Genomic DNA, 22,912 nt, shown 5'->3' with positions numbered 1-22,912 from the left:
TGTTTCAAAGGCTAGGCGCCAAGCCTCACTCTCCTTTGAAACAGCTTTTTTTAAAGACAAGCAATCTTGTTTAAAAACATTTAGGAGGAAACAAAAAATGGCAGAAGTAACAGCTAAATTAGTAAAAGAATTACGCGATATGACTGGTGTAGGAATGATGGACGCAAAACGTGCATTAGTTGAAGTAGAAGGCGACATCGAAAAAGCCGTAGACTTATTACGTGAAAAAGGTATGGCAAAAGCTGCGAAGAAAAACGACCGTATTGCTGCTGAAGGTTTAGCATCTGTAGCGATCAACGGCAACACAGCAGCAATCGTTGAAGTGAACTCAGAAACTGACTTCGTTTCTAAAAACGAAATGTTCCAAGACTTAGTAAAAGAAATCGCTGAAGTAATCGCAGCAAACAAACCAGCTGATATGGATACTGCTTTAAAATTAGAAACTTCTAAAGGCACAATGGATGCTGCGTTGATCGAAGCAACACAAGTAATCGGAGAAAAAATCAGCTTCCGTCGTTTTGAAGTTGTTGAAAAAGATGACAATGCTGCTTTCGGCGGTTACCTACACATGGGCGGACGTATTGCTGTATTGACTGTTCTTGAAGGAACAACTGACGAATCAGTTGCGAAAGATGTTGCAATGCACGTTGCAGCGATCAACCCTCGCTACGTGAACGAAGCACAAATCTCTCAAGAAGAATTGGATCATGAAAAACAAGTCTTGACAGAACAAGCATTGAACGAAGGCAAACCAGCGAACATCGTTGAAAAAATGGTTGAAGGACGCTTGAAGAAATTTAAAGCAGAAATCGCTTTGGTTGACCAACCATTCGTTAAAGACCCAGATATGACAGTTGAAAAATATGTTGCATCAAAAGGCGCAACTGTGAAATCTTTTGTCCGCTTTGAAGTCGGCGAAGGTATCGAGAAACGCGAAGACAACTTCGTTGAAGAAGTAATGAGCCAAGTGAAAAAATAATTCTGTTCCTCGAACAGATGGGAACGCATGGAAGTGCGCTCCCTTTTTTTAAGCAAAAACGGTTTTTGAAGAAATAGTGTAGATAATTTTCAACGAAAGAGCACCAATATGCTACAATAGTATTGGAGAATGTACGGAGGAATCATGATGGGCAAACCAAAATATCAACGTGTTGTATTAAAATTAAGTGGTGAAGCATTAGCGGGTGACGAAGGCTTTGGGATCAAACCACCGACGATCCAAGAGATCGTTAAAGAGATCAAGGAAGTCCACGAATTAGGCGTACAGATGGCGATCGTGGTCGGCGGCGGAAACATTTGGCGTGGACAAATCGGCGCGCAAATGGGGATGGAAAGAGCACAAGCTGATTACATGGGCATGTTAGCGACTGTGATGAATGCTTTAGCATTACAAGACACGCTAGAAAATGCTGGTGTACCAACGCGTGTCCAAACTTCGATCGAAATGCGTCAAATCGCAGAGCCTTATATTCGTCGCAGAGCAGAACGTCACTTAGAAAAAGGGCGGGTCGTCATTTTTGCAGGCGGAACCGGAAACCCTTATTTCTCAACTGATACGACCGCAGCCTTACGGGCAGCTGAAATCAACGCTGATGTCATTTTGATGGCGAAAAACAATGTTGATGGCGTCTACTCAGCAGATCCTAAAACGGACCAAAGTGCTGTGAAATTTGAAGAATTGACCCATTTAGAAGTCATTTCTAAAGGATTGCAAGTAATGGATTCAACCGCAAGTTCATTAAGTATGGACAACGATATTCCATTAGTCGTATTCAACTTGAATGAGCATGGAAACATTCGCCGCGCCATTTTAGGTGAACATATTGGAACGACAGTAAGGGGGAAATAACATGGCTGACAAAATTTTAACAGAAGCAAAAGACAAAATGAAAAAAGCAGCAGAAAACTTGCAGCGGGAATTAGGACAAATCCGTGCTGGCCGCGCGAATGCGAGCATCTTAGACCGCGTAATGGTTACTTACTATGGTGTACCAACACCCTTGAACCAAATGGCTTCAATTACGATTCCAGAAGCAAGAATTTTGATGATCACACCTTTTGACAAAACAATGATCCAAGAAGTAGAAAAAGCTATCATGCAAAGTGATATTGGTATCACGCCTGCCAATGACGGAACCGTCATTCGTTTGGTGATTCCTCAATTAACGGAAGAACGTCGTAAAGAATTAGCCAAAGACGTGAAAAAAGAAGCTGAAAATGCGAAAATCGCGGTCCGTAACATTCGCCGTGATGCGATGGAAGCTTACAAGAAACAAGAAAAAGCTGGCGATATTACAGAAGATGATTTGCGTGAATCTGAAAAAGAAGTGCAAACTGCTACAGATAACAGCATCAAAGAAATCGATGCGATCGCAGCTGAAAAAGAGCAAGAGCTACTTGAGGTTTAAAAGGAATGACGAAGAGTCGCTTCAGCGGCTCTTTTTTTATGGTCGAAAGTGGCGTATGTACTTGAATATCACGACTGTTTTTTTGTTTTTTCTTAATATGGAAATCTTTTCTTGGTTTTCATAGGCAAGAAATCTGATTATTGTTATAATGTAAAAGATGAATTTCAAGAATTGGAAGAGGAGCGAATACGATGCTGCGTTTTTTTCCACAAAAAGACAAATATATCAAAGAAGCGGCTGAACATGAATTTGATCCATCACTGCCGATTCCCCAACACATCGCGATCATTATGGATGGCAATGGCAGATGGGCGCAAAACCGGCGCTTGCCAAGAGTAGCTGGTCACAAAGAAGGCATGGAGACGGTAAAAAAGATCACGAAACATGCTTCATACCTTGGTGTGAAAGTATTGACTCTTTATGCGTTTTCAACAGAGAATTGGAAACGGCCAAATGAAGAAGTGGACTTTTTGATGCAACTGCCCGTCGACTTTTTCGACACGTTTGTTCCTGAGCTGATCAAAGAAAATATTCAAGTCAAAGTGATGGGGTTCACGGAATCTTTACCCGAACACACACAAGAAGCGGTCAAGCGAGCGATTGACCAAACCAAAGATAATACTGGCATGATCTTGAATTTTGCTTTAAATTACGGCAGCCGCGCAGAAATTTTGACTGCGGTCCAAGCCCTTTATGAAGAGCTTGCAGCTTCGGAGGAAGCCCTGCCCAAGCTCACGGAAGACATGCTGGCGACACATTTGATGACTGGTTTTTTGCCAAACGCGTTACGTGATCCTGAATTGGTGATTCGCACGAGTGGCGAAGAACGTATCAGCAACTTCTTGTTATGGCAGATTGCTTACAGCGAATTATTCTTTACGAAAGCGCTCTGGCCTGATTTCGATGCTGCTTTACTAGAAGATGCGATCGGGAGCTTTCAACAACGAAACCGGCGTTTTGGCGGTTTGAAAACGAAGGAGGAAGAAGAGTGAGACAACGTGTAATCACTGCGGTCGTCGCATTAGCCTTTTTCCTGCCAATTATTTACGTTGGCGGCATTGCCGTCGAATTGCTGGCAGCAGCGATGGCAGGGATTGGTGTTTATGAATTATTTCGGATGAAAGGACTAGCTGTTTTCAGTTTTGAAGGAATTCTTTCAATCATCGGTGCGGTGATTTTAGTTTTACCTCAAGAACGCTGGTTTTTCTTTTTGCCAGAGGGCACAGATAAAAGTGCCTTGTATTATGTAATCGTCCTTTTATTACTAGGGATCGCGGTTATATCTAAAAATACGTATACTATCGATGAAGCTGGTTTTCCAGTGATCGTCAGCTTATATACGGGTGTCGGTTTTGAACGTTTCTTGACGGCACGTTCAGCAACAGATGGCTTAGTCGTTTTAGTTTTCGGTCTGTTTATCGTGTGGGCAACAGATATTGGGGCTTACATGGTGGGACGGCGTTACGGTCAACGAAAATTATGGCCAGAGATTTCCCCTAATAAAACGATCGAAGGGGCCCTAGGCGGGATTGCTGCTGCGGTGGTCGTAGCCGGTTTGTATCTGCTAGCATTTCCAGGGAAAGATTATTTTGGACATGGTAGTGCCATCATGATCTTATTGACGGTCCTCTTTTCGATCGCTGGTCAATTCGGGGATTTAGTGGAATCGGCAATCAAACGTCATTATGGCGTGAAGGATTCAGGCAATCTTTTGCCAGGACATGGCGGGATCTTGGATCGCTTCGATAGCATGCTGTTTGTGTTTCCAATCATGTATTTATTCGGTGTTTTTTAGAAATTATTTAGAAGTGCAGGCTTGGCTTGCGCTTCTTTTTTTAAATTCTTGTTACAACGGGAATGTGAGTTCCTCAACGGGAATCGGTGTGATAAAATAAGGAAAGGCTGCCCTGAATGAGAGGGATGCTGTGAAAGAGAGGAACGAGCATGAAAACGATACTTGTATTTATCATTATCTTTTCCGTAGTGGTAGTGATTCACGAGTTTGGACACTACTTCTTTGCAAAACGGGCAGGTATTTTAGTAAGAGAGTTTGCCATCGGTATGGGGCCTAAATTGTTCGCGCATCAAGCGAAAGATGGGACGACCTACACGATTCGGATGCTGCCATTAGGCGGGTATGTCCAAATGGCGGGCTGGGGTGAAGATGAAACTGAATTAACACCAGGTATGCCAGTCTCCTTGGTTCAAGATGCAACTGGCAAAGTTATCAAAATCAATACGAGCAAAAAGATCCAATTGCCGCAAGCGATCCCTATGGAAGTGACCGACTTTGACTTGGAGGAGAAGTTGACGATCACAGGGTTCATCAATGGCAATGAACAAGAAGCGATTACGTACGCTGTGGATCATGATGCAACGATCATCCATGAAGATGGCGTTGAAGTTCGGATCGCACCTAAAGACGTTCAATTCCAGTCCGCAAAGCTTTGGCAGCGAATGCTGACGAATTTTGCTGGACCGATGAACAACTTTATTTTATCCTTGGTCTTATTCACTGGGTTGGTGTTTGCACAAGGTGGTGTTGCGAATCAAGATGCAACCATCGTGACAGGAATCGAAGCAGGAACACCGGCAGCTGAAGCAGGGCTGCAAAATGGCGATGAAATCTTAGCTGTCGAAGGTGTCGATGTTTCTAACTGGTCAGAATTAACGACTGAGATCCAAAAGTACCCAGATACTCAGATTGCTCTAGCAGTCAAACGAGGATCAGAAACACTTGATTTGACGGCAACTCCTGCGAGTCAAGAATCAGGGGAGACCACGATTGGTTTCTTAGGGATCACCGCTTCCTTAAAAACTGGGATCGGAGATATCTTACTGGGCGGCTTGCAAACGACCATTGACAATTCACTGGTGATTTTTAGAGCAGTCGGCAACTTGATTGCCCAACCAGATATCAATAAATTGGGTGGACCGGTAGCGATTTTCCAACTGTCTTCTCAAGCTGCATCGCAAGGGGTAACAACGGTGATCGCGATGATGGCGATGATTTCTATCAACTTGGGGATCTTTAATTTATTACCGATTCCTGGATTGGATGGCGGTAAGCTGGTTTTAAATATTTTAGAAGGTTTGCGAGGCAAGCCAATCAGCCAAGAAAAAGAAGGCATCATTACTCTGATTGGGTTTGGGTTTTTGATGCTGCTGATGGTTCTCGTTACCTGGAATGATATCCAACGTTTCTTCTTTTAAAAATAAGACGCACAAGCAAATCAATTGTTGATCGGGTGAACATGATTTTTTGTAGCAAAGGAGAAAAAAATGAAACAGTCAAAATGTTTGATTCCGACATTGCGGGAAACCCCCAGCGATGCGGAGACGTTAAGTCATCAACTGTTAGTTAGGGCAGGGTATATTCGACAAGTGGCGGCAGGCATTTATGTTTACTTGCCGCTAGCACAAAGGGTGTTAGAAAAGATCAAGCGGGTCATCCGTGAAGAATTGGCACAAATCGATGCCGTAGAGATGGCGATGCCTTCTTTGCTTCCGTATGAGCCATGGAAGGAGTCAGGACGTGCCTCATTGTATGGTGAATCCTTGTATCGATTAACAGATCGAAACGAACGAGAGATCGTTTTAGGACCTACTCATGAAGAGCCGTTTACGACATTGATCAAAAACGAGATCACGTCTTATAAACGGCTGCCATTGAGCTTGTATCAGATCCAAACGAAATATCGGGACGAACAGCGGCCGCGCTTTGGATTGATCCGCAGCCGCGAATTTATCATGCAAGATGGCTATTCCTTTCATGCCGATGAAGCCAGCTTAGATCAAACCTATAATCGTTACGAAATGGCTTATCATGCAATATTGAAACGCTGTGGGATCGAGTATCGGGCAGTGGTCGGGGACAATGGCTTGATGGGTGGCAGAGATTCGAAAGAATTTTTGGCATTGTCGGGGATCGGCGAAGAGCTGATCTGCTACTCGACCGAAAGCGATTATGTCGCCAATTGGAAATTAGCAACCAGTCAATACATCACCAAAAAATCTCACGAGACCTATTTAGAATTACAAAAAGTCGTTCAGGATGAGCCTTTAACGTTAGAGGAGCTGGCGCAGGCATACGAAACAGACTTGCAAAAAATCGTTCAAGTATCTTTATTACTCGTTGACGAGCAAGTCATTATGGTGTTATTACGAGGCGATCACAGCCTCAATGAAACAAAGGTCAAGCATTACTTAGCCGCTGATCAAGTGAAGGTGCTGACTGTTGAGGAAGCGGAGTCTTATCTGACGAGTGAGACGCAGCTGCGCAGTCCCATTGCGCTTGCTGATTCGATCCAGTTGTACGCCGATCAGCATGTCCAAGATATGGCGAATCTGATCGTTCCAGCGGCAGAAAAACAAAGCTATTATCTCAATGCGAATGTGGGGCGTGATTTTCAACCATTAGCCTTTGCCGATTTTCGCTTGGTTCAAGAAGGTGATCCTTCCCCAGATGGAAAAGGAACCTTAACCTTTACGCGAGGAATCGAAGTTGGGCATATCTTCAAGTTAGGAACCAAGTACAGTGAGGCGCAAGAAGCGACGGTTGTCGATGAAAACGGCGATGAGCAACCAATCATCATGGGCTGTTATGGGCTGGGGGTTTCTCGGCTGCTTTCAACGATCGTCGAACAATACGGCAATGAATTTGGGATCGATTGGCCCCAAGAAATTGCCCCATTTGATGTGCATATCATTCAAACGTCGATTGAAGATAGCTATCAAAATGCCTTAAGTGAAGAAGTAGAAGAAATGATGAACCAAGTCGGCTATCAAGTGCTGGTAGATGACCGCAATGAACGTGCAGGGGTCAAATTTGCAGATGCCGATTTGATTGGCTGTCCGATTCGCTTGACTATCGGTAAAAAAGCCGTAGAAGGCATCGTAGAGATCAAAATCAAGCATACTGGTGCGACCGTTGAAGTGAGAAAAGAAGAAGTCGCTTCGACCTTGACGATTTTGTTAGCCAATCAGGAATAAACAGGAACGAACAAGAATGAATAACAGATCGAGAGAGGAAATCCTTTCTCGATTTTTTAATGAAAATGAGGGCAAAAAGAGGTATACTAGTGAGTACTGAGAAAAGGAGGATCTTCAATTGTCAAAAGAAAGAGAGACCTTTGAGATATTATTAGACCAAATTGCAGCTGCCCCAAATCTTCGGCAGCATCCGTTGATGCAGACTGCCCAAATCAAACAAGTGACCGTGCATCGACAATCAAAAGCGTGGACGTTTTATTTCCAATTTGAACGTTTATTACCGGTGATGGTGTATCAGTCCTTTAAACAACATATTGAATTGGCGTTTAAAGAGATTGCGGAAGTTCGTATCATCATTGAAGCTCAAGATGGTTCCTTTGATGAGCAATTCATTCAAGAATATTGGCCATTAGCGTTAGCCAATCAAAATTGTGATCGACCATTGGTTCATCAAGTGATCAAAAACCAAATGCCTGTGCTGCAAGAGAACAAAGTGATTTTGCCAGTCAACAATGATGCGGTCATCACGATTTTGCAGCAGCAGTACTTGCCGATCATTGAGGAAAATTATAGTACCTTCGGCTTTCAAAAATTTCGGATCTTGCCGCAGCTAGACCAAGAGCAAGCGGAGGCGGCCTTAAAAGAACTTGAAGCACGCAAGGAAGAGCAAACAGCAGCGTTCCAACAACAAGCTGCTGAGAACTTAATGGCGCACGAGCAACGCAAAAAAGAAGTCAAAACAGTCGAATTTGACGGACCAATCGCCTTGGGACGTAATATTCCTGCCGATGAACCTGTGACACCGATGATCAATATCATCGAGGAAGAACGCCGAGTTACGATCCAAGGGTATGTCTTTGATAAAGAAGTCCGCGAATTGCGTTCAAAACGGAAGATTTTGATTTTGAAAATCACCGACTATACGTCATCGTTTAGTGTGAAAAAATTCTCCAACAATGAAAAAGATGAACAAATTTTTGATGCCATCGCCAAAGGTAGTTGGGTCAAAGTACGCGGTAGCGTCCAAGAAGATACCTTCATGCGAGATCTTGTTATGAATGCGCAAGATTTGCTGGAAGTTAAACACGAAGCCCGCAAAGACTATGCACCTGAAGGCGAAAAACGGGTCGAACTCCACCTGCATTCCAATATGAGTACGATGGATGCCACCAACAACGTGGCGGATTTTGTCGCTCAAGCAGGCAAATGGGGCCATAAGGCGATTGCGATCACCGATCATGGTGGAGCACAAGGGTTCCCTGATGCCCATCATGCAGGAGAAAAGGCTGGTGTTAAAATTCTTTACGGTGTGGAAGCCAATATCGTGGATGACGGCGTAGCGGTTGCCTACAATCCTCAGCCTGTTCCACTGACCGATGCTACTTATATCGTGTTTGACGTGGAGACCACTGGGTTGTCTGCAGTATACGACACCATCATTGAGTTGGCTGCTGTGCGGATGCATAAAGGCAACGTGGAGGCATCCTTTGATGAATTTATCGATCCAGGTCATCCCTTATCGCGAACGACCGTAGAACTGACGGGAATCACCGATGAAATGGTTCGCGGGTCAAAATCAGAAGAAGAAGTCTTACGTTTGTTCCGTGAGTTTTCTGAAGGAGCCATTTTAGTTGCCCACAATGCGTCATTTGATATGGGCTTCTTAAATACCAGTTATCGAAAATACGGTATTCCAGAAGCGGAAAATCCCGTCATTGATACATTGGAACTCGCTCGTTATTTGTATCCAGAGTTTAAGCGATTCGGTTTAGGTGTCCTTTCCAAAAAATTCGGTGTCAGCTTAGAACAACATCACCGAGCGATCTACGATGCGGAGGCAACCGGTCATTTAGCATGGATTTTTGTCAAAGAAGCAATGGAAAAACATGAGATGCTGCTGCACGAAGAGTTGAACCGACACGTGGGGGGCGAGAACTCCTACAAAGCAGCTCGACCTTTCCATGCCACGATCTTGGCTCGAACACAGGCAGGATTGAAGAATTTATTCAAGCTGATCTCGATGTCGAATGTGAAGTACTTCCATGATAAAGTCCCACGAATCCCACGTTCAGAATTGGTGAAATTGCGGGAAGGATTGTTAGTCGGAACCGCCTGTGATAAAGGAGAAGTCTTTGTCGCAATGATGCAAAAAGGGGTCGATGCAGCACGAGAACTTGCCAAGTTTTATGACTACATCGAAGTCATGCCCAAAGCAGTTTATGCCCATCTTCTGGAAACGGAACTCGTGAAAAGTGAAAAAGACCTAGAAGACATCATTCGGAATCTGGTAAAAATGGGGGAAGAGTTAGGGAAAATCGTTGTGGCTACTGGGAATGCCCATTACCTAAACGAAGAAGACGCCATTTATCGCAAGGTCTTGATCAATTCAATGGGAGGCGCCAATCCGTTGAATCGTCATAGCCTACCAGACGTGCACTTCCGTACTACGGATGAGATGCTGACCGCTTTTCAATTTTTAGGTCCAGAAGCGGCGAAAGAAATCGTGGTGACGAACCCGAATAAAATCGCCGATCTTTGTGAAAAAGTCATTCCGGTAAAAGATGATCTGTATACACCAAAGATTCCCGGATCAGAACAAGAGATCACCGACTTAAGTTACAACCGTGCCAAAGAGTTATACGGCGATCCATTACCAGAGATCGTGGAAAAACGTTTGAAAAAAGAGCTTGATTCGATCATTGGGAACGGCTTTTCCGTAATCTATTTGATCTCACAAAAACTCGTTCATAAAAGCAATGAAGACGGCTATCTAGTAGGGTCACGGGGATCAGTCGGTTCTAGTTTCGTGGCAACCATGACGGGGATCACTGAGGTCAATCCATTAGCTCCTCATTATTATTGTCCCGATTGCCAGTATTCGGAGTTTTACGAAGACGGTTCGTATGGTTCTGGTTATGATATGCCAGAGAAAAAATGTCCAAAATGCGGCACCCGTCTGAACAAAGATGGCCACGATATTCCCTTTGAAACGTTCCTTGGTTTCCACGGCGATAAAGTACCCGATATCGATTTGAACTTCTCAGGGGAATATCAGCCAGAAGCCCATAACTATACGAAAGTACTCTTCGGTGAAGAATACGTCTATCGTGCAGGAACGATCGGTACCGTAGCCGACAAAACAGCCTTTGGTTTCGTAAAAGGCTTTGAGCGCGATCATAATCTTCATTATCGAGCAGCCGAAGTCGATCGCCTGGCAAAAGGTGCCACAGGCGTCAAACGGACGACTGGTCAGCACCCGGGGGGGATCATCGTTATTCCCGACTATATGGATGTCTATGATTTCACCCCGATCCAATACCCAGCGGATGATCAAAATGCAGAGTGGAAAACGACCCACTTTGATTTCCATTCGATTCATGACAATATCTTGAAGCTGGATATCCTCGGACACGATGATCCGACAGTCATTCGGATGCTGCAGGATCTATCAGGCATCGATCCTAAAACGATCCCTACCGATGATCCAGAAGTGATGCGTATTTTTGGCGGCACGGATGTGTTAGGTGTGACCGAAGAGCAGATTTATTCGAAAACCGGCACATTAGGCATCCCAGAATTTGGTACCCGCTTTGTGCGAGGGATGCTGGATCAAACCCATCCATCGACCTTTGCTGAACTCCTGCAGATCTCTGGTCTTTCCCATGGTACCGATGTATGGTTAGGCAATGCGGAAGAATTGATCCGTCGCGGAGATGCCAGCCTAGCGGAAGTAATCGGCTGTCGGGATGATATCATGGTGTATTTGATCCACGCCGGTTTAGATGACGGGATGGCCTTTAAAATCATGGAAACGGTCCGTAAAGGACAATGGAACAAGATCCCTGACGACTTGCGGGACACTTACTTGCAAGCGATGCGGGAGAACAATGTCCCTGAATGGTATATCGATTCTTGTTCGAAGATCAAGTACATGTTCCCGAAAGCCCATGCCGCGGCGTATGTCTTGATGGCGTTGCGGGTGGCTTACTTTAAAGTGTACTTCCCAATTCTCTATTACTGTGCTTATTTCTCTGTCCGGGCGGATGATTTTGATTTGATTGCCATGTCAAAAGGAAAAGATGCCGTAAAAGAACGGATGCAAGAAATCACTGACAAAGGATTGGATGCGTCAACGAAAGAAAAAAATCTGTTGACGGTTCTGGAATTAGCCAATGAAATGCTGGAGCGCGGCTATGAATTCGGGATGATCGATCTGTATAAATCCGATGCAGAAAATTTCGTGATCGATGGGAAAAAATTGATCGCACCGTTCCGAGCAGTACCGAGTTTAGGGCTGAACGTAGCGAAACAAATCGTGGAAGCACGAAAAGATGGTCCCTTCTTATCGAAAGAAGACCTCGCCAATCGCGGGAAAGTTTCTAAGACATTGATTGAATACATGACGGATAACGGTGTTCTAAAAGATCTACCAGATGAAAATCAGTTGTCGTTGTTCGATATGTTGTAAGCCAACGGCTGTTCACTTAAAAAAATAAGCCCATCATCGCAGCATCTAGTATAGCTAGTTTCTGCATGATGGGCTTTTTTTGTCTTGTGTATGAAAGGGGTGAACAAAGAAGGTTACTATTTTTACAGGCTTTAGGCAGTTATCAAGGATGTCACGAAATGTGGCAATCGTCAATGCTTCATTTTCGCAACAAAAGAGAAGGGATTTTGTGTTTTAATATAAGAAAAGAAAAGATCAGAAGGAGGAAAAAATGGCATTCCATCAGATGATAAAAGAAAGAAGAAAACAATTAGGAATGACGCAAGAAGAGTTAGCGAAAGAATTGAATGTCAGTCGCTCAGCGATTTCAAACTGGGAGATTGGAAGAAATTACCCGGATATCACTACATTGATCGAGCTAGCTCAAATGTATCAAGTTTCTTTGGATGAATTGTTTTATGATGATATCGATCTAGTAAATAAATTCGCTGAAGACAACAAGAAGAAAGAGCAGCTAAAGAAAGTCAATAAGCTTTTGGTCTTCTTGTTACTTATCGGCGTCAGTTCGATCATCTATTTATTTTTGACGAGGAAACCTGAAATTGTTTTTGTCGACGAAAGAGTCGCTAATCATTTCCCGATGACAAATTTCAAAGAAGAGGAAATAAAGCGAGTAGAGGTGAAAAAGGACAAACTTTATCTCACAGTAGATCATCCACAAAACATCGCCTATTATATCGAATCCAATAAGGATGAATTGCAGGTTAATCTGTATCAAAGTAAGCAATCAAAAATCGACGAACGCATTTCCATTGAAGGACGGATTGAAATCGACCTAAGCAACCACAATCTGGCGAAAATCAGAAAAATCGTGATCTATAGTGAAAAATCATAAAGCGGTTTGCCGATTGGACAGCGAAGCAAAAGACCCATTACCGTACAAAGAGAAGAAAAATACTCGTTACCGAAAGAAGCGAATGCCTTTGGCAACGAGTATTTTTCGACAAAGTTCGTTAACTAGCTAAAAAAAGAAAAAAAGCAAAACAGGCAGATACACCATGTACAGTAAGACGGAATAGCCTAGACATGAAGTTGCAAATTCTTCATCCCCTTGATAGTTTCGCACAAGAATCGGGACAGAGTTTTGGACGGGCATGGAGGCTTGGATAATAAACACAGAAAGCATCAATTCAGGAACAGGGATGATTCTGCTTAATAGCCATACAACGAGGGGCGAAAGAATGAAGCGACCAAACAAGACACCAGCAATGTCTTTGGTCATTCGCAAGTTCTTGAGCCCGCCAAAGTACACGATGATCCCGATAATAAACATTGATAGAGGCGTCGTTAAATCTGCTAGGTAGCTTCCAAGCCCATCAACAAAGGAGGGTAGTGGGAATGTGAACAGCATCCAGATCAAGCCGATAATGAAACCAATCAAGGCTGGCGAAAAAATCTTTTTTAGCATGACCAATGGATGAAAGGAAATGCGGGCTTCGCCGAAATCGGGGTTATCTTTTGCTAACTCAAAAATACCGATGGTCCAAAATAATGTCGTATTTACGATGTAGTACAACAACACATAGGGAACGGCTTTTTCACCAAAAATGGCTAAATTGATCGGTAAGCCGATGAAGATCGTATTGGAAAAGGTAAACATGGCGGAAAATGCCCCTTGGTGTTTGGTTTCAACTTGCGCGAAACGGCGCCATAAATAACCAGCGAAGTAAGTGATCATCATGGAAAGCAAAGGGATGATCATCCCGGAAACTAATGAGAGAAACTCGTCTTTCGTAAAGTTTTTAATGATCGTCAAAAACATATTGGCGGGTAATGAGACATTTAACACCAGTTTTGAAAACGTGTCGGCGGTTCGATTAGAAAACCATTGTTTGTAAGACAACCAATAACCGATAAACATGAGACTGAAAATGACAAAAATATTGATATATGCTTGAAACATGCGCTCACCTCTCATTTACTATAGCGAAAGGCAATAGAAGAAGCAACTGATTCCCATTTGAAAACAACAAAAAACCAAACCGCCCAATGAGCGATTTGGTCAAGAATTACTTCCGTTGCTGCTTGCCAGCGTTACGACCTTTTCCGTTAGGCTTTGTCGTGTTCAACGCTTTTTTGACAGCTTCTGTTTTTTCAGGCGTTACGTCTTTACGAGGCGTAACTACCGTTTTAGGCGGATTTGCTTTCATTTCCGCTTCGACTTGGGCACGAATTTTTGGTTTCATGATGACATTCGTGATAAACGTTTGGATACAACTGAAGACCCCACCAACTACCCAGTAAAGTGTCACACCAGCTGGTGCACTCATGGACATGAAAACGATCATCAATGGAGAAACGATCAACATGGTTTTCATCGTTTTTTTCTGTTCTTCAGGAATCCCGATGGTTGAAATATACCCTTGTGCCAAGTAGGAAAGACCAGCAATCGCCACAAAGAGGATGCTTGGGTCGCCTAAAGATACGCCAAAGAATTCAGAGTTTTGGATTCCTTGTGTGTAACGAGCGGTGAAATAAAGAGCAGAGAAGATCGGCATCTGAATCAGCAAAGGGAGACATCCGATACCACCAAACATACTGACGTTGTTTTCAGAGTAAATTTTTTGCATCTCCGCTTGCGCTTGCATTTGTTCTTCCCGAGTGGTTGCTTTTTTCAAATTGGCTTGTGCAATATCCACTTGAGGTTTCAGAAACTGCATTTTTTCACTTTGAACCATCGTTTTTCGAGACTGATGGATCCCTAATGGTAAGATAATGACACGGACAACGATCGTTACGGCGATGATCGCCCAGCCGTAAGACCAGTTGAAGTTTTCTACGAGCATCGTGATCATATCCCCTAATGGTTTCACCAAAAAGCGATAAATCATTCCTGTTTCTTTCGGCGTACCATCAGCATTGGTACTGACACAGCCTGATAATGCTAATAACAGGCCAAATAATCCTGATGAAAGCAGCCATTTATTCATTTTAGACATTCTATTCTTCCTCTTCACAATAAATTTAGACAAAAATAACTATACTAAAAAAGATCGACTATTTCAATGTACAAAGAGAAATTCATTGAAAAATCAATCTTTCGACTTAGAAAATATTCAATTGTTAATAGTACACTACATCAAAACTCCGACGCTCTTTGATGGCATCGTCTGGTTGGACGTCGATCTGATTTACTTTCCCAGCGGGTGAAGGAGAATCCTTAACCCCAGCAACAAAGGCATCGATGGCTTTGTCATCGCCAATTGCTTCAATCGAAACAGAACCATCCGCTTCGTTTTTTACAGATCCAGTGACGCCCAACTGATCGGCAAGCATTTTTGTGGTATAACGAAAGCCGACGCCTTGGACACGTCCTTGCACATGGATTCGTAGTTTCTTCATGGACAATCCCTCCTCTGCTTTATATGATAGCGTTTTTTCAGTAAAAGAACAAGTTAGATCGATTGACTCATGCTATAATGAATCGAGGTGACAAGATGAAAGAAATTCAATCGAAAAAAAATACCTTTATCAAGGAAATCAAAAAACTAACACAAAAAAAACATCGGACACAAACCAATAGCTATTTGATCGATGGCTGGCATTTGGTGCAAGAAGCATTGCATGCAAAAGTACCCATCAAAGCATTGTTGGTGACCCCGCGAGGGTTAAGTGAAGCCAACGGGCAACTCGATGATTATCAGGAAGAAAGCTATTTGATCACAGAGGAGATCGCAGCGATGCTTTCTGATTTGCCAACACCACAAGGGATTTTTGCCGTGGTGGAAAAACAAGAACAAGACTTACAGACACTGACGGGCAATTGGCTGATTTTAGATAATGTGCAAGATCCTGGAAACGTTGGCACCATGATTCGAACAGCGGATGCCGCTGGATTCAGCGGGGTTTTTCTCGGCGAAGGAACAGCCGATCTCTACAGCACCAAAGTCTTGCGCAGCATGCAAGGGAGCAACTATCATCTGCCGATCGTAGAAGGAGCGATCCCGCCATTTTTAAAGCAGCTGCAGGCAGCTGGTGTGGCGATTTATGGTACCGAGTTAAACAAAGAAGCAGTCCCTTATACCGAGCTTCCTAAAGGACAAGCGGCTGCCTTCATTTTAGGCAACGAGGGGCAAGGGGTCAATCAGGAACTGTTGGCATTGACCGATAAAAATCTATATATTCCTATCTATGGTCAGGCGGAATCATTGAACGTCGCCATTGCGGCAGGTATTTTGATGTATTTTGCTGTCAGCTAGATTTTTAAGGAACTGTTAAACTATTTGAATCTATTGCACCTCACCTAGAAACTTGCAGGAATAGGTGCTATACTTTGTCTTGTAACAATCAAGCAGATCAAAAAAGGTGGCAGACAAAAATTTATGACAGAAAAATGGCAAGAAGATAGCGAATATATGTCTTACGTGGCTGACCTGTTAGAAACAGAAGCTGTAAAAAAATTAGCCAATTTTGTGCAGCATATGAACTCCACACGTTTGGAACATTCGATCAGCGTCTCTTATTATAGTTACAAATTGGCCAAGAAATGGGGCGGCGATGCTCGTGCAACAGCTCGTGCAGGACTCCTTCATGATTTATTTTATTACGATTGGCGTACTACAAAGTTTGACGAAGGTACCCATGCGTACATGCATCCACGAATCGCAGTAAAAAATGCCGAAAAAATCACTGAACTTAGTGATCTTGAAAAAGATATCATCTTGAAACATATGTGGGGAGCAACGATTGCACCGCCACGCTATAAAGAAAGCTATATCGTCACGATGGTGGACAAATATTGTGCGATCAAAGAAGCATCAGAACCCCTTACAGACAGCATGAAAGAAAAATGGCAACAACGCTTCTGGAAGAAACATCGCACGATTCAATAAGAAAAAAGTTCTTCGAACCAACTGGTTCAAAGAACTTTTTTTGTTTGTTTAGCCAAAAATAAGTTGGAGGATCGCTGCACCTGCATAGAGAATCAGTAAGGTGATCAATACCGTTAAATGTCGTCTTTTGTGCATAAAAAGGATTGCCACAAATTCTCTTAAAAAGGCATTCGGTAAATAGTAAAAGGCAGTAGGTGCTCCGATACCATCCGCTTTAAGTTGGGCTTGATCTGCATAGAGACCAGCACGAAAAATATGGTAATTGTTTGAGGCAAAGATTGCTTTGTAGCCGTTTGGCTTAAGCGAATCCATGATTTCTTTCGAAAATTTCATGTTTTCATAAGTAGTCGTGGAATTTGCTTCCACTAAAATCTCACCTTCTGGTACGCCTTGGGCAATCGCATAGTCTTTCATAGCAACAGCTTCCGGCAGCTGCTCATCGCTTCCTTGTCCGCCTGACATCAGTAATCGAGGCGCGGTTTTTTTCGCTTTAAATTGCGATTCGTAGAACGAGATCGCTGTATTGATGCGTTTTGCCAATAAAGGGGAGACCGTGGTGCCATTCAAAAGGCCTGCACCTAAGACGATGATAAAATCCTGATTATAGCGAGGATGGTTGAACTGATAAATGACTGAAATGGATAAAAAGTTCAAAAAGACTACAAACAGATACAAAAGACTTAGGGGTACAATGCCGAATAAGGTTCGGATCCAATCTGGGAAAAAGTGCAAAAGGGTATCTGAAAATAGTAAAACGGTCAAAACCACCGCTAAGATCAGGGTTAACAAATTGGCGATCGATCGCGATTCTCTTCGTAGTACGATAATGGAATTCCAGTAAAGAAAGACCACGAGTGTTGCCAAACCGAATAATAGTACAGCAACGAAGATTGCCAGTAATACAGCGAGTAAACCACCTACGAGTATGTCTTGGGTTCGGTATAAATTAATGACTAAGTAGCCGCCAAAAGCCAGCACGAACAAATTAAAAAGCAAGCCATTTACAAGTTGGTGCTTGTTGCGCCGATAAGAAAATAAAAAAAGGCCGGCGAAGGCGACGGGTATCAAAATAAAGAAACTACCTGTCCGTAATTCTGAGACAGCTAAATAAATTAGCAGGGCTAGAATCGTCCAACAACATTCAAAAAAGAAAATATCCGGATCATCTTTTTTCTTGCGCCATTTTTGAACGACGATCACGCCCGACACATAGCTGATGGCAAAAATCAGCAATTGCGTAAAATCCATGTTTTTCACTCCTTTAACGATACACTTAGTATACCGAAAAATGGCAGAAATTGCTTGTTGCTAAGGTCAAAGTTGCTGAATTTCTTGCAATTCGCTAAAATGAAGGAAAGAAGGAGGAAGGAACATGCAATTAGGTGAAGTGATTCGCGTCGAACGACCCGCTTTTTATGTGATTGGAAAAGAGGGCAAGGGATTAGCAGAAGAAGGTGCTTCTTGGGTACCAGCGCTTTGGGAACTTGCAACAAAGGATTTTGAAGAGATCGAATTTCTCGTAAGTGATCAAAAGGCAGAAGAACTGGAATTTTGGGGCTTGATGAGTGATGGCACCAATTGGTTAGAGCCTTGGCAAGAAACCGGTCGCTACTTGGCAGGCGTTCAAGTCCAGACAGAAAATTTTCCTCCTGTCGGTTGGGTCCGTTGGGAAATGCCCGCAATGACCTATCTCGTTGTAAAAACAGATGAAAAAAACTTAACGATGATGACTGAAAAAATGCTGATGGAAGTTTTACCAGAAAACAACGTCCAGTTGTCAGCAGCCATTCAAGAAAGGTATCTTCCTCATTTTAAGGAAGGGGAAGTTGAATTGTTTTTCCCTGTGGAGCCATTGGCAACAGCAACGGTGGAAACAGTAGAATAAAAAAAATCTGTCCGAGAAGCAGTCTTTGCTTCGGACAGTTTTTTTCGTTTAGGTTAAAAAAGATTACTGAAAAAGTTGGACACGCCGCGCCAAGCACGAACAAAGATGTTGGCTTTTTCCACCGTTTGTGTTGTGATCAATCCTGCAGTCTCGTCATGATCGGAATCATCAATATAACCAAGCGTATCAGCTGGAATCGAAGCACTTACGGTACCGACTTCTGTGCCCTCAGTCAATGGCGCTTGCAGGGCAGAATCACGATAATGCTCATTAAAGTCAATGGTTGTTTCAAAGGCGGTGGCATCCATATCTCCACGTACCCATAAGGTCAAACCTTGATTTAAGGCAACGGGCACACTCAATTCTTTCCCATCTTTGACTACAACCGTCTGGGTATCTTCTAGTTGCGCATTTTCTGGTAAAATCTCTACTTGTTCCCAAGCGTCAAACGAGTAATCCATCAAACGGCCTGTTTCAATAAAACGAACACTAGGATTTTCTGCATGACCATTGACGTTTAGCACCACGGTGATGATTCGTTGGCCATCTTTAACGGCGGTTCCGACAAAGCAGGCGCCTGCCATATCTGTCGTACCAGTCTTCAGACCGTCGACACCATCTTTCGTATTCGTAAAACCTGGAAGCATCCAGTTCCAATTGACCATCTCGACAGGCGAGTAGGAACCTTCACCAAATTGTTTCGTTGAAAGGCTGGTTACTTCCAAAACATCTGGAAAGTCTTGTAACAAATGACGGGCAATCAATGCCACATCTTTTGCGGATAGTTCGTTTTCATCAGTTGAAGTTGATCCTGGGTAAATATTTTCCCCAAGATAAGCATTGTTTAAGCCAGAAGCATTGACGATCTTTGCATCGGTGATGCCCCATGATTGCACTTTTTCTTGCATTAAATCCACAAAGGCACTTTCAGACCCAGCAATCAGCTCCGCGAGCGCGACGATTGCAGCATTTGCAGATTGGATATAACTGGCATCATACAAATCTTTTACTGTATAGGTAACGTCTTGATGCAAAGGGACATTTGATAAGTTAGGGGACACGCTGAGATTAGCAGCATAATCGGAAATCGGCACAGGATCATCCCAAGCGATCGTTCCTTGTTCTACTTGCTCAGCGACAAGGTAGAGGCTGATGATCTTGGTGATGGAGGCAATACCCATGGCTGTCTCGCCATCTTGATCATACAACACTTTCCCTGTGTCAAAATCAATGGAGTAGGCGGCTTTGGCGTCAATCGAAAAATCTTGGATCTCTTCGATGCTCATTGCTGTATCATCAGCATATGAAACGAGGGGGATGCCGACAGCAGCAAAGAGGATTGCCAAAGCAGCAACGAAGGAATACCCGAACTTGGTTATTTTCTGCATATATGTAGTAGCTCCTTTTAAGTTGTATCTAAGCAAAAATTTTAACAAAGAGTATCCGCTGTTGCAATACTCTAAGAGAAAACTTAGCATTTAATTGCGAGAAGACCGCTCAAATGGGGAATGGGCGTTGTTAAACCATTTCAAACTAGAAGACCTAAGGGCAACAGACAGCAAAAAAAACTTGCCTTCCTATTTAATAGATAAGACAAGTTTTTCTGAATTGACATCGGGTCAAACGATTTCACTTAGCGACGATTGGAATGGATTCTCGGGTTTTGGTTTTGGGCTCTGACGGGAACTTTCACTGCTCTCGTTTCTTGTTGCATGGCCAATTTTGCTAAAAAGAATGTCCCAGCTAGTAACGCAGCTAAAGCAAAGATGGAAAAGAGTGAAATAAAGGTCGTTAACATAAAAATCCCTTCTTTCTGTTTAAAATAAATGTGGAAGGTAGGAATCGAACCTACACCTTAATCTATGAACGATCAAACATCACTCAACGGAACACCTTGTTCAACCACTTGTTAAGTTAATGATAGCATGGATTGCCAGGAAATGCTGATAAAAAGTCTGAGAATTGACCGAAGAAAATGTGAAGAAAACATGAACTCGATCTTCTCATGTCCCTTAGGCGATTTTTGTCAAAGAATAGTGGCAATCTTCTGCTTCATCATATAAAGTAATAACGGAGCCTTTTTGTTCCAGGACTAAATGATAGCCAAATGTGTCCAGTAACACTAATCGCATCGGAGTCAGTTCAACAATGGAAACAGGCAACGGTTTGCCTTCGATGGTCAATGAATAATCATTGGCAATTTCTAAAATGACATCTTCTTTTGTCTTTGAAGTAAAACGCCAATTTCCAATGAAATTTTGGCGGTTTTCATTTTTTTGTTTTTCCTTTCGCAACAACAAGGAGCTGACCACGCCCGTTGCTAGAGATAAACCAATCAATAGAGACCTTTTCTTCATTTATACACGTCCTATCACTTACGATTCATCTAGTTGCACCTTGTGAACAAGATGCCCGCTTCTGCACACTAGAAAATAATTGCCATAAGTATACCATGAGAAGGTAAAAAAGCATGGTACTTTAGTTTGAAGTTTAGAAGTTTTTATCAAAATATGCTATGATTCAAAAGAGCAGGTGAGAAAATGAATTATCCGAATACCCTCTTAGCCACGTTTCTCGTTCGCGACAACCGATTCATTGCCCGATGTCTAGTCGATGGGCAAGAAGTGATCGTCCATGTGAAAAATACGGGACGAGGAAAAGAACTATTGCACAAAGGGGCACTCGTGACCCTCCAATATTGGGACAATCCGAAACGTAAAACCAATTACGATTTGATCTCAGTCAAGAAAGAAGACCAATGGATCAATATTGATAGTCAAGTACCCAATCGGTTAGGCTATGAAGGCCTTTTGGATGGCACGATCCAGTTGCCAAATATCAAAGGGAAAATTGCCCTCTTGCGGCGTGAAGTCGTCTATGGGATGTCTAAGTTTGATCTTTATTTTGAAACAGACGAACAAGAAAAAGGATTTATAGAAATTAAAGGGATGACACTTGAAAACAAGCAAATCGGCGCTTTCCCAGATGCGCCAACGATTCGCGGCTTGAAACACGTCAATGAATTGATCCATGCCAAAGAAGCAGGCTATTATGCGGCGGTTTTGTTTATGATCCAATTTGAAGTGGTGCAAATCGCCACGATCCATCGACAGATGCAGCCGGATCTGGCCGATAAGATCGCTGAAGCGCAAAGCAAAGGTGTCGAAGTGTTTGCTTATAATTGCCAGGTAAACCAAGGGATGATCGCGGTCAAAGAACCGATCCCTTTTGATTTGAACGTCGAATTTGACGACCCCAATCTATAGAAGAAAGAAGGAAAACACATGATTCATTTAGGGATTATCGGCACAAATTGGATCACCGATCAATTTGTACAAGCAGCCCACGAAACCAAACGGTATCAATTGGTAGCCGTATACTCAAGAAAGTTAGCAACGGCACAACGCTTTGGGGAAAAATACGGGGACATCGAATATGCGACCGATTTGGCCACTTTTTTTGGCTTAGCTCATATGGACACGGTCTATATCGCTTCTCCGAACAGTTTGCACTTTGAACAAGCCAAGCAAGGTATTTTGGCAGGAAAAAATGTCATTGTGGAAAAGCCAGCCTTTTCAACGCCTGAGGAAATGGCGGAGATCATTGACCTAGCAAACCAACAACAGGTTTTATTCTTTGAAGCAGCTCGCAACATTCATGAAGCGAGTTTTTCAACCGTAGCCGAATTCTTACCGACACGCGGTGCCATTCTTGGGGCGAACTTTTCTTATATGAAATACTCGTCTCGTTATGACGCTGTACTAGCTGGGGAGGAACCAAATATCTTTTCTCCACATTTTTCTGGCGGAGCTTTAGCCGACTTGGGTGTGTATCCAGTATATGCGGCGGTCGCTTGGTTTGGTAAACCGCAGGACGTTCATTATTTTGCCCGTAAATTACCGACCGGTGTAGATGGTATCGGGACTGCTGTGCTACGCTATGCTGATTTTGATGTCACGATCCAAACAGGCAAAATCGCTGATTCAGAGTTACGATCAGAAATTTATTTTGAAGACGGGACATTAGATTTGAATGCCGTCAATGCTATTGAAGAAGCAGCATTTTATGAACGCCAAACAAAACAAACGCATCCATTAGCAGTCGCTGCTTTAGACAATCCGATGATCGAAGAAGCGCAAGACTTTGCAGACATCATTGAAAACAAAGATGATCCTAAACAAGGACAACGCTATGAGGAATGGGTGGAACTTGCCCGCAGTGTCAATGAAACCGTCTCTTTGATGCGTAAGCAGGCCGACATCATTTTTGATGCAGATAAAAAATAAGG

21 protein-coding genes are annotated in these 22,912 nt (G+C 43.1%); 14 read left to right on the top strand and 7 right to left on the bottom strand.

What is annotated here, in order from left to right:
- Window positions 1–97 precede the first annotated feature (97 nt).
- The 9 genes from tsf to IGI72_RS11700 all read left to right on the top strand — a co-directional run bounded on the left by tsf (window position 98) and on the right by IGI72_RS11700 (window position 12,742).
- On the top strand, window positions 98–979 hold the full coding sequence (gene tsf / locus IGI72_RS11740) for a translation elongation factor Ts (protein WP_438754290.1): 882 nt from the start codon (window positions 98–100) through the stop codon (window positions 977–979).
- Between the two features lie 147 nt (window positions 980–1,126).
- Window positions 1,127–1,849 (top strand): UMP kinase, encoded by a 723-nt coding sequence (gene pyrH, locus IGI72_RS11735; protein WP_005229433.1) that lies wholly within the window; start codon window positions 1,127–1,129, stop codon window positions 1,847–1,849.
- A gap of 1 nt (window position 1,850) precedes the next feature.
- The gene (gene frr, locus IGI72_RS11730) at window positions 1,851–2,408 is read left to right on the top strand and encodes a ribosome recycling factor (protein ID WP_005229434.1); all 558 of its coding nucleotides are present in this window, start codon (window positions 1,851–1,853) and stop codon (window positions 2,406–2,408) included.
- Between the two features lie 191 nt (window positions 2,409–2,599).
- Window positions 2,600–3,400 carry an isoprenyl transferase gene (locus IGI72_RS11725; protein WP_438754288.1) on the top strand — a complete coding sequence of 267 codons (801 nt, stop codon included), beginning with the start codon at window positions 2,600–2,602 and terminating at the stop codon, window positions 3,398–3,400.
- The gene (locus IGI72_RS11720) at window positions 3,397–4,203 is read left to right on the top strand and encodes a phosphatidate cytidylyltransferase (RefSeq protein ID WP_010749318.1); all 807 of its coding nucleotides are present in this window, start codon (window positions 3,397–3,399) and stop codon (window positions 4,201–4,203) included. Before IGI72_RS11725 ends, IGI72_RS11720 begins: the two co-directional genes overlap by 4 nt.
- 149 nt (window positions 4,204–4,352) lie before the next feature.
- On the top strand, window positions 4,353–5,621 hold the full coding sequence (gene rseP, locus IGI72_RS11715) for an RIP metalloprotease RseP (protein ID WP_005229437.1): 1,269 nt from the start codon (window positions 4,353–4,355) through the stop codon (window positions 5,619–5,621).
- Window positions 5,622–5,690: 69 nt separating this feature from the next.
- A complete protein-coding gene (locus IGI72_RS11710) occupies window positions 5,691–7,400 on the top strand; it encodes a proline--tRNA ligase (protein WP_347483025.1) in 1,710 nt (569 codons plus the stop codon).
- Window positions 7,401–7,518: 118 nt separating this feature from the next.
- Window positions 7,519–11,868 carry a PolC-type DNA polymerase III gene (locus tag IGI72_RS11705; RefSeq protein ID WP_015510050.1) on the top strand — a complete coding sequence of 1,450 codons (4,350 nt, stop codon included), beginning with the start codon at window positions 7,519–7,521 and terminating at the stop codon, window positions 11,866–11,868.
- A gap of 250 nt (window positions 11,869–12,118) precedes the next feature.
- Window positions 12,119–12,742, top strand: coding sequence for a helix-turn-helix domain-containing protein (locus IGI72_RS11700; RefSeq protein WP_438754285.1), 624 nt, complete (start codon window positions 12,119–12,121; stop codon window positions 12,740–12,742).
- Between the two features lie 126 nt (window positions 12,743–12,868).
- Here the strand turns inward: IGI72_RS11700 and IGI72_RS11695 are convergent, their stop codons facing one another.
- From IGI72_RS11695 to IGI72_RS11685, 3 genes are all read right to left on the bottom strand, one after another.
- The gene (locus IGI72_RS11695) at window positions 12,869–13,810 is read right to left on the bottom strand and encodes an AEC family transporter (RefSeq protein ID WP_123834134.1); all 942 of its coding nucleotides are present in this window, start codon (window positions 13,808–13,810) and stop codon (window positions 12,869–12,871) included.
- A gap of 106 nt (window positions 13,811–13,916) precedes the next feature.
- The gene (yidC, locus tag IGI72_RS11690; protein ID WP_010749323.1) at window positions 13,917–14,846 is read right to left on the bottom strand and encodes a membrane protein insertase YidC; all 930 of its coding nucleotides are present in this window, start codon (window positions 14,844–14,846) and stop codon (window positions 13,917–13,919) included.
- A 124-nt stretch (window positions 14,847–14,970) separates the two neighbouring features.
- On the bottom strand, window positions 14,971–15,249 hold the full coding sequence (locus IGI72_RS11685) for an acylphosphatase (RefSeq protein ID WP_142968304.1): 279 nt from the start codon (window positions 15,247–15,249) through the stop codon (window positions 14,971–14,973).
- Window positions 15,250–15,344: 95 nt separating this feature from the next.
- Between IGI72_RS11685 and IGI72_RS11680 the strand changes: the two genes are divergently transcribed.
- Together IGI72_RS11680 and IGI72_RS11675 are read left to right on the top strand one after the other, a co-directional pair.
- Window positions 15,345–16,106, top strand: a complete 762-nt coding sequence (locus tag IGI72_RS11680; protein ID WP_422703970.1) for a TrmH family RNA methyltransferase — start codon at window positions 15,345–15,347, stop codon at window positions 16,104–16,106.
- A 123-nt stretch (window positions 16,107–16,229) separates the two neighbouring features.
- Entirely contained in the window at window positions 16,230–16,739 is a 510-nt protein-coding gene (locus IGI72_RS11675) for an HD domain-containing protein (protein WP_005229452.1), read from the top strand.
- A gap of 48 nt (window positions 16,740–16,787) precedes the next feature.
- On the opposite strand, the gene IGI72_RS11670 is transcribed toward IGI72_RS11675, so the two are convergent.
- Window positions 16,788–17,987, bottom strand: a complete 1,200-nt coding sequence (locus IGI72_RS11670) for an ElyC/SanA/YdcF family protein (protein ID WP_438754282.1) — start codon at window positions 17,985–17,987, stop codon at window positions 16,788–16,790.
- A 124-nt stretch (window positions 17,988–18,111) separates the two neighbouring features.
- Here IGI72_RS11670 and IGI72_RS11665 point away from each other — a divergent pair, with 124 nt between their 5' ends.
- On the top strand, window positions 18,112–18,624 hold the full coding sequence (locus IGI72_RS11665; protein ID WP_010749327.1) for a GyrI-like domain-containing protein: 513 nt from the start codon (window positions 18,112–18,114) through the stop codon (window positions 18,622–18,624).
- 53 nt (window positions 18,625–18,677) lie between these two features.
- Here the strand turns inward: IGI72_RS11665 and IGI72_RS11660 are convergent, their stop codons facing one another.
- The 3 genes from IGI72_RS11660 to IGI72_RS11650 all read right to left on the bottom strand — a co-directional run bounded on the left by IGI72_RS11660 (window position 18,678) and on the right by IGI72_RS11650 (window position 20,981).
- Window positions 18,678–20,012 carry a serine hydrolase gene (locus tag IGI72_RS11660; RefSeq protein WP_438754280.1) on the bottom strand — a complete coding sequence of 445 codons (1,335 nt, stop codon included), beginning with the start codon at window positions 20,010–20,012 and terminating at the stop codon, window positions 18,678–18,680.
- A gap of 245 nt (window positions 20,013–20,257) precedes the next feature.
- Window positions 20,258–20,422 (bottom strand): hypothetical protein, encoded by a 165-nt coding sequence (locus IGI72_RS11655; RefSeq protein WP_005229460.1) that lies wholly within the window; start codon window positions 20,420–20,422, stop codon window positions 20,258–20,260.
- A gap of 214 nt (window positions 20,423–20,636) precedes the next feature.
- Window positions 20,637–20,981, bottom strand: coding sequence for a DUF4828 domain-containing protein (locus IGI72_RS11650; protein ID WP_016610747.1), 345 nt, complete (start codon window positions 20,979–20,981; stop codon window positions 20,637–20,639).
- Between the two features lie 183 nt (window positions 20,982–21,164).
- Here IGI72_RS11650 and sfsA point away from each other — a divergent pair, with 183 nt between their 5' ends.
- Together sfsA and IGI72_RS11640 are read left to right on the top strand one after the other, a co-directional pair.
- A complete protein-coding gene (gene sfsA / locus IGI72_RS11645; protein WP_128432506.1) occupies window positions 21,165–21,890 on the top strand; it encodes a DNA/RNA nuclease SfsA in 726 nt (241 codons plus the stop codon).
- 18 nt (window positions 21,891–21,908) lie between these two features.
- Entirely contained in the window at window positions 21,909–22,910 is a 1,002-nt protein-coding gene (locus IGI72_RS11640; protein WP_081116266.1) for a Gfo/Idh/MocA family protein, read from the top strand.
- The last annotated feature ends 2 nt before the right edge of the window (window positions 22,911–22,912 follow it).

It is taken from the genome of Enterococcus sp. DIV1059_2, from assembly GCF_051713685.1.
GTDB classification, from domain to species: domain Bacteria; phylum Bacillota; class Bacilli; order Lactobacillales; family Enterococcaceae; genus Enterococcus_D; species Enterococcus_D casseliflavus.
This window is presented reverse-complemented; position numbering and strand designations above follow the sequence as displayed.

Excerpts from the sequence above, each read along its gene's own strand:
- IGI72_RS11695 (WP_123834134.1), bottom strand. The coding sequence starts at position 13,810 with ATGTTTCAAGCATATATCAATATTTTTGTCATTTTCAGTCTCATGTTT.
- tsf (WP_438754290.1), top strand. The coding sequence starts at position 98 with ATGGCAGAAGTAACAGCTAAATTAGTAAAAGAATTACGCGATATGACT.
- IGI72_RS11725 (WP_438754288.1), top strand. The coding sequence starts at position 2,600 with ATGCTGCGTTTTTTTCCACAAAAAGACAAATATATCAAAGAAGCGGCT.
- IGI72_RS11675 (WP_005229452.1), top strand. The coding sequence starts at position 16,230 with ATGACAGAAAAATGGCAAGAAGATAGCGAATATATGTCTTACGTGGCT.
- sfsA (WP_128432506.1), top strand. The coding sequence starts at position 21,165 with ATGAATTATCCGAATACCCTCTTAGCCACGTTTCTCGTTCGCGACAAC.
- pyrH (WP_005229433.1), top strand. The coding sequence starts at position 1,127 with ATGGGCAAACCAAAATATCAACGTGTTGTATTAAAATTAAGTGGTGAA.
- IGI72_RS11655 (WP_005229460.1), bottom strand. The coding sequence starts at position 20,422 with ATGTTAACGACCTTTATTTCACTCTTTTCCATCTTTGCTTTAGCTGCG.
- IGI72_RS11640 (WP_081116266.1), top strand. The coding sequence starts at position 21,909 with ATGATTCATTTAGGGATTATCGGCACAAATTGGATCACCGATCAATTT.
- IGI72_RS11685 (WP_142968304.1), bottom strand. The coding sequence starts at position 15,249 with ATGAAGAAACTACGAATCCATGTGCAAGGACGTGTCCAAGGCGTCGGC.
- IGI72_RS11650 (WP_016610747.1), bottom strand. The coding sequence starts at position 20,981 with ATGAAGAAAAGGTCTCTATTGATTGGTTTATCTCTAGCAACGGGCGTG.
- IGI72_RS11710 (WP_347483025.1), top strand. The coding sequence starts at position 5,691 with ATGAAACAGTCAAAATGTTTGATTCCGACATTGCGGGAAACCCCCAGC.
- IGI72_RS11665 (WP_010749327.1), top strand. The coding sequence starts at position 18,112 with ATGCAATTAGGTGAAGTGATTCGCGTCGAACGACCCGCTTTTTATGTG.
- IGI72_RS11660 (WP_438754280.1), bottom strand. The coding sequence starts at position 20,012 with ATGCAGAAAATAACCAAGTTCGGGTATTCCTTCGTTGCTGCTTTGGCA.
- IGI72_RS11670 (WP_438754282.1), bottom strand. The coding sequence starts at position 17,987 with ATGGATTTTACGCAATTGCTGATTTTTGCCATCAGCTATGTGTCGGGC.
- IGI72_RS11680 (WP_422703970.1), top strand. The coding sequence starts at position 15,345 with ATGAAAGAAATTCAATCGAAAAAAAATACCTTTATCAAGGAAATCAAA.
- frr (WP_005229434.1), top strand. The coding sequence starts at position 1,851 with ATGGCTGACAAAATTTTAACAGAAGCAAAAGACAAAATGAAAAAAGCA.
- IGI72_RS11700 (WP_438754285.1), top strand. The coding sequence starts at position 12,119 with ATGGCATTCCATCAGATGATAAAAGAAAGAAGAAAACAATTAGGAATG.
- yidC (WP_010749323.1), bottom strand. The coding sequence starts at position 14,846 with ATGTCTAAAATGAATAAATGGCTGCTTTCATCAGGATTATTTGGCCTG.
- rseP (WP_005229437.1), top strand. The coding sequence starts at position 4,353 with ATGAAAACGATACTTGTATTTATCATTATCTTTTCCGTAGTGGTAGTG.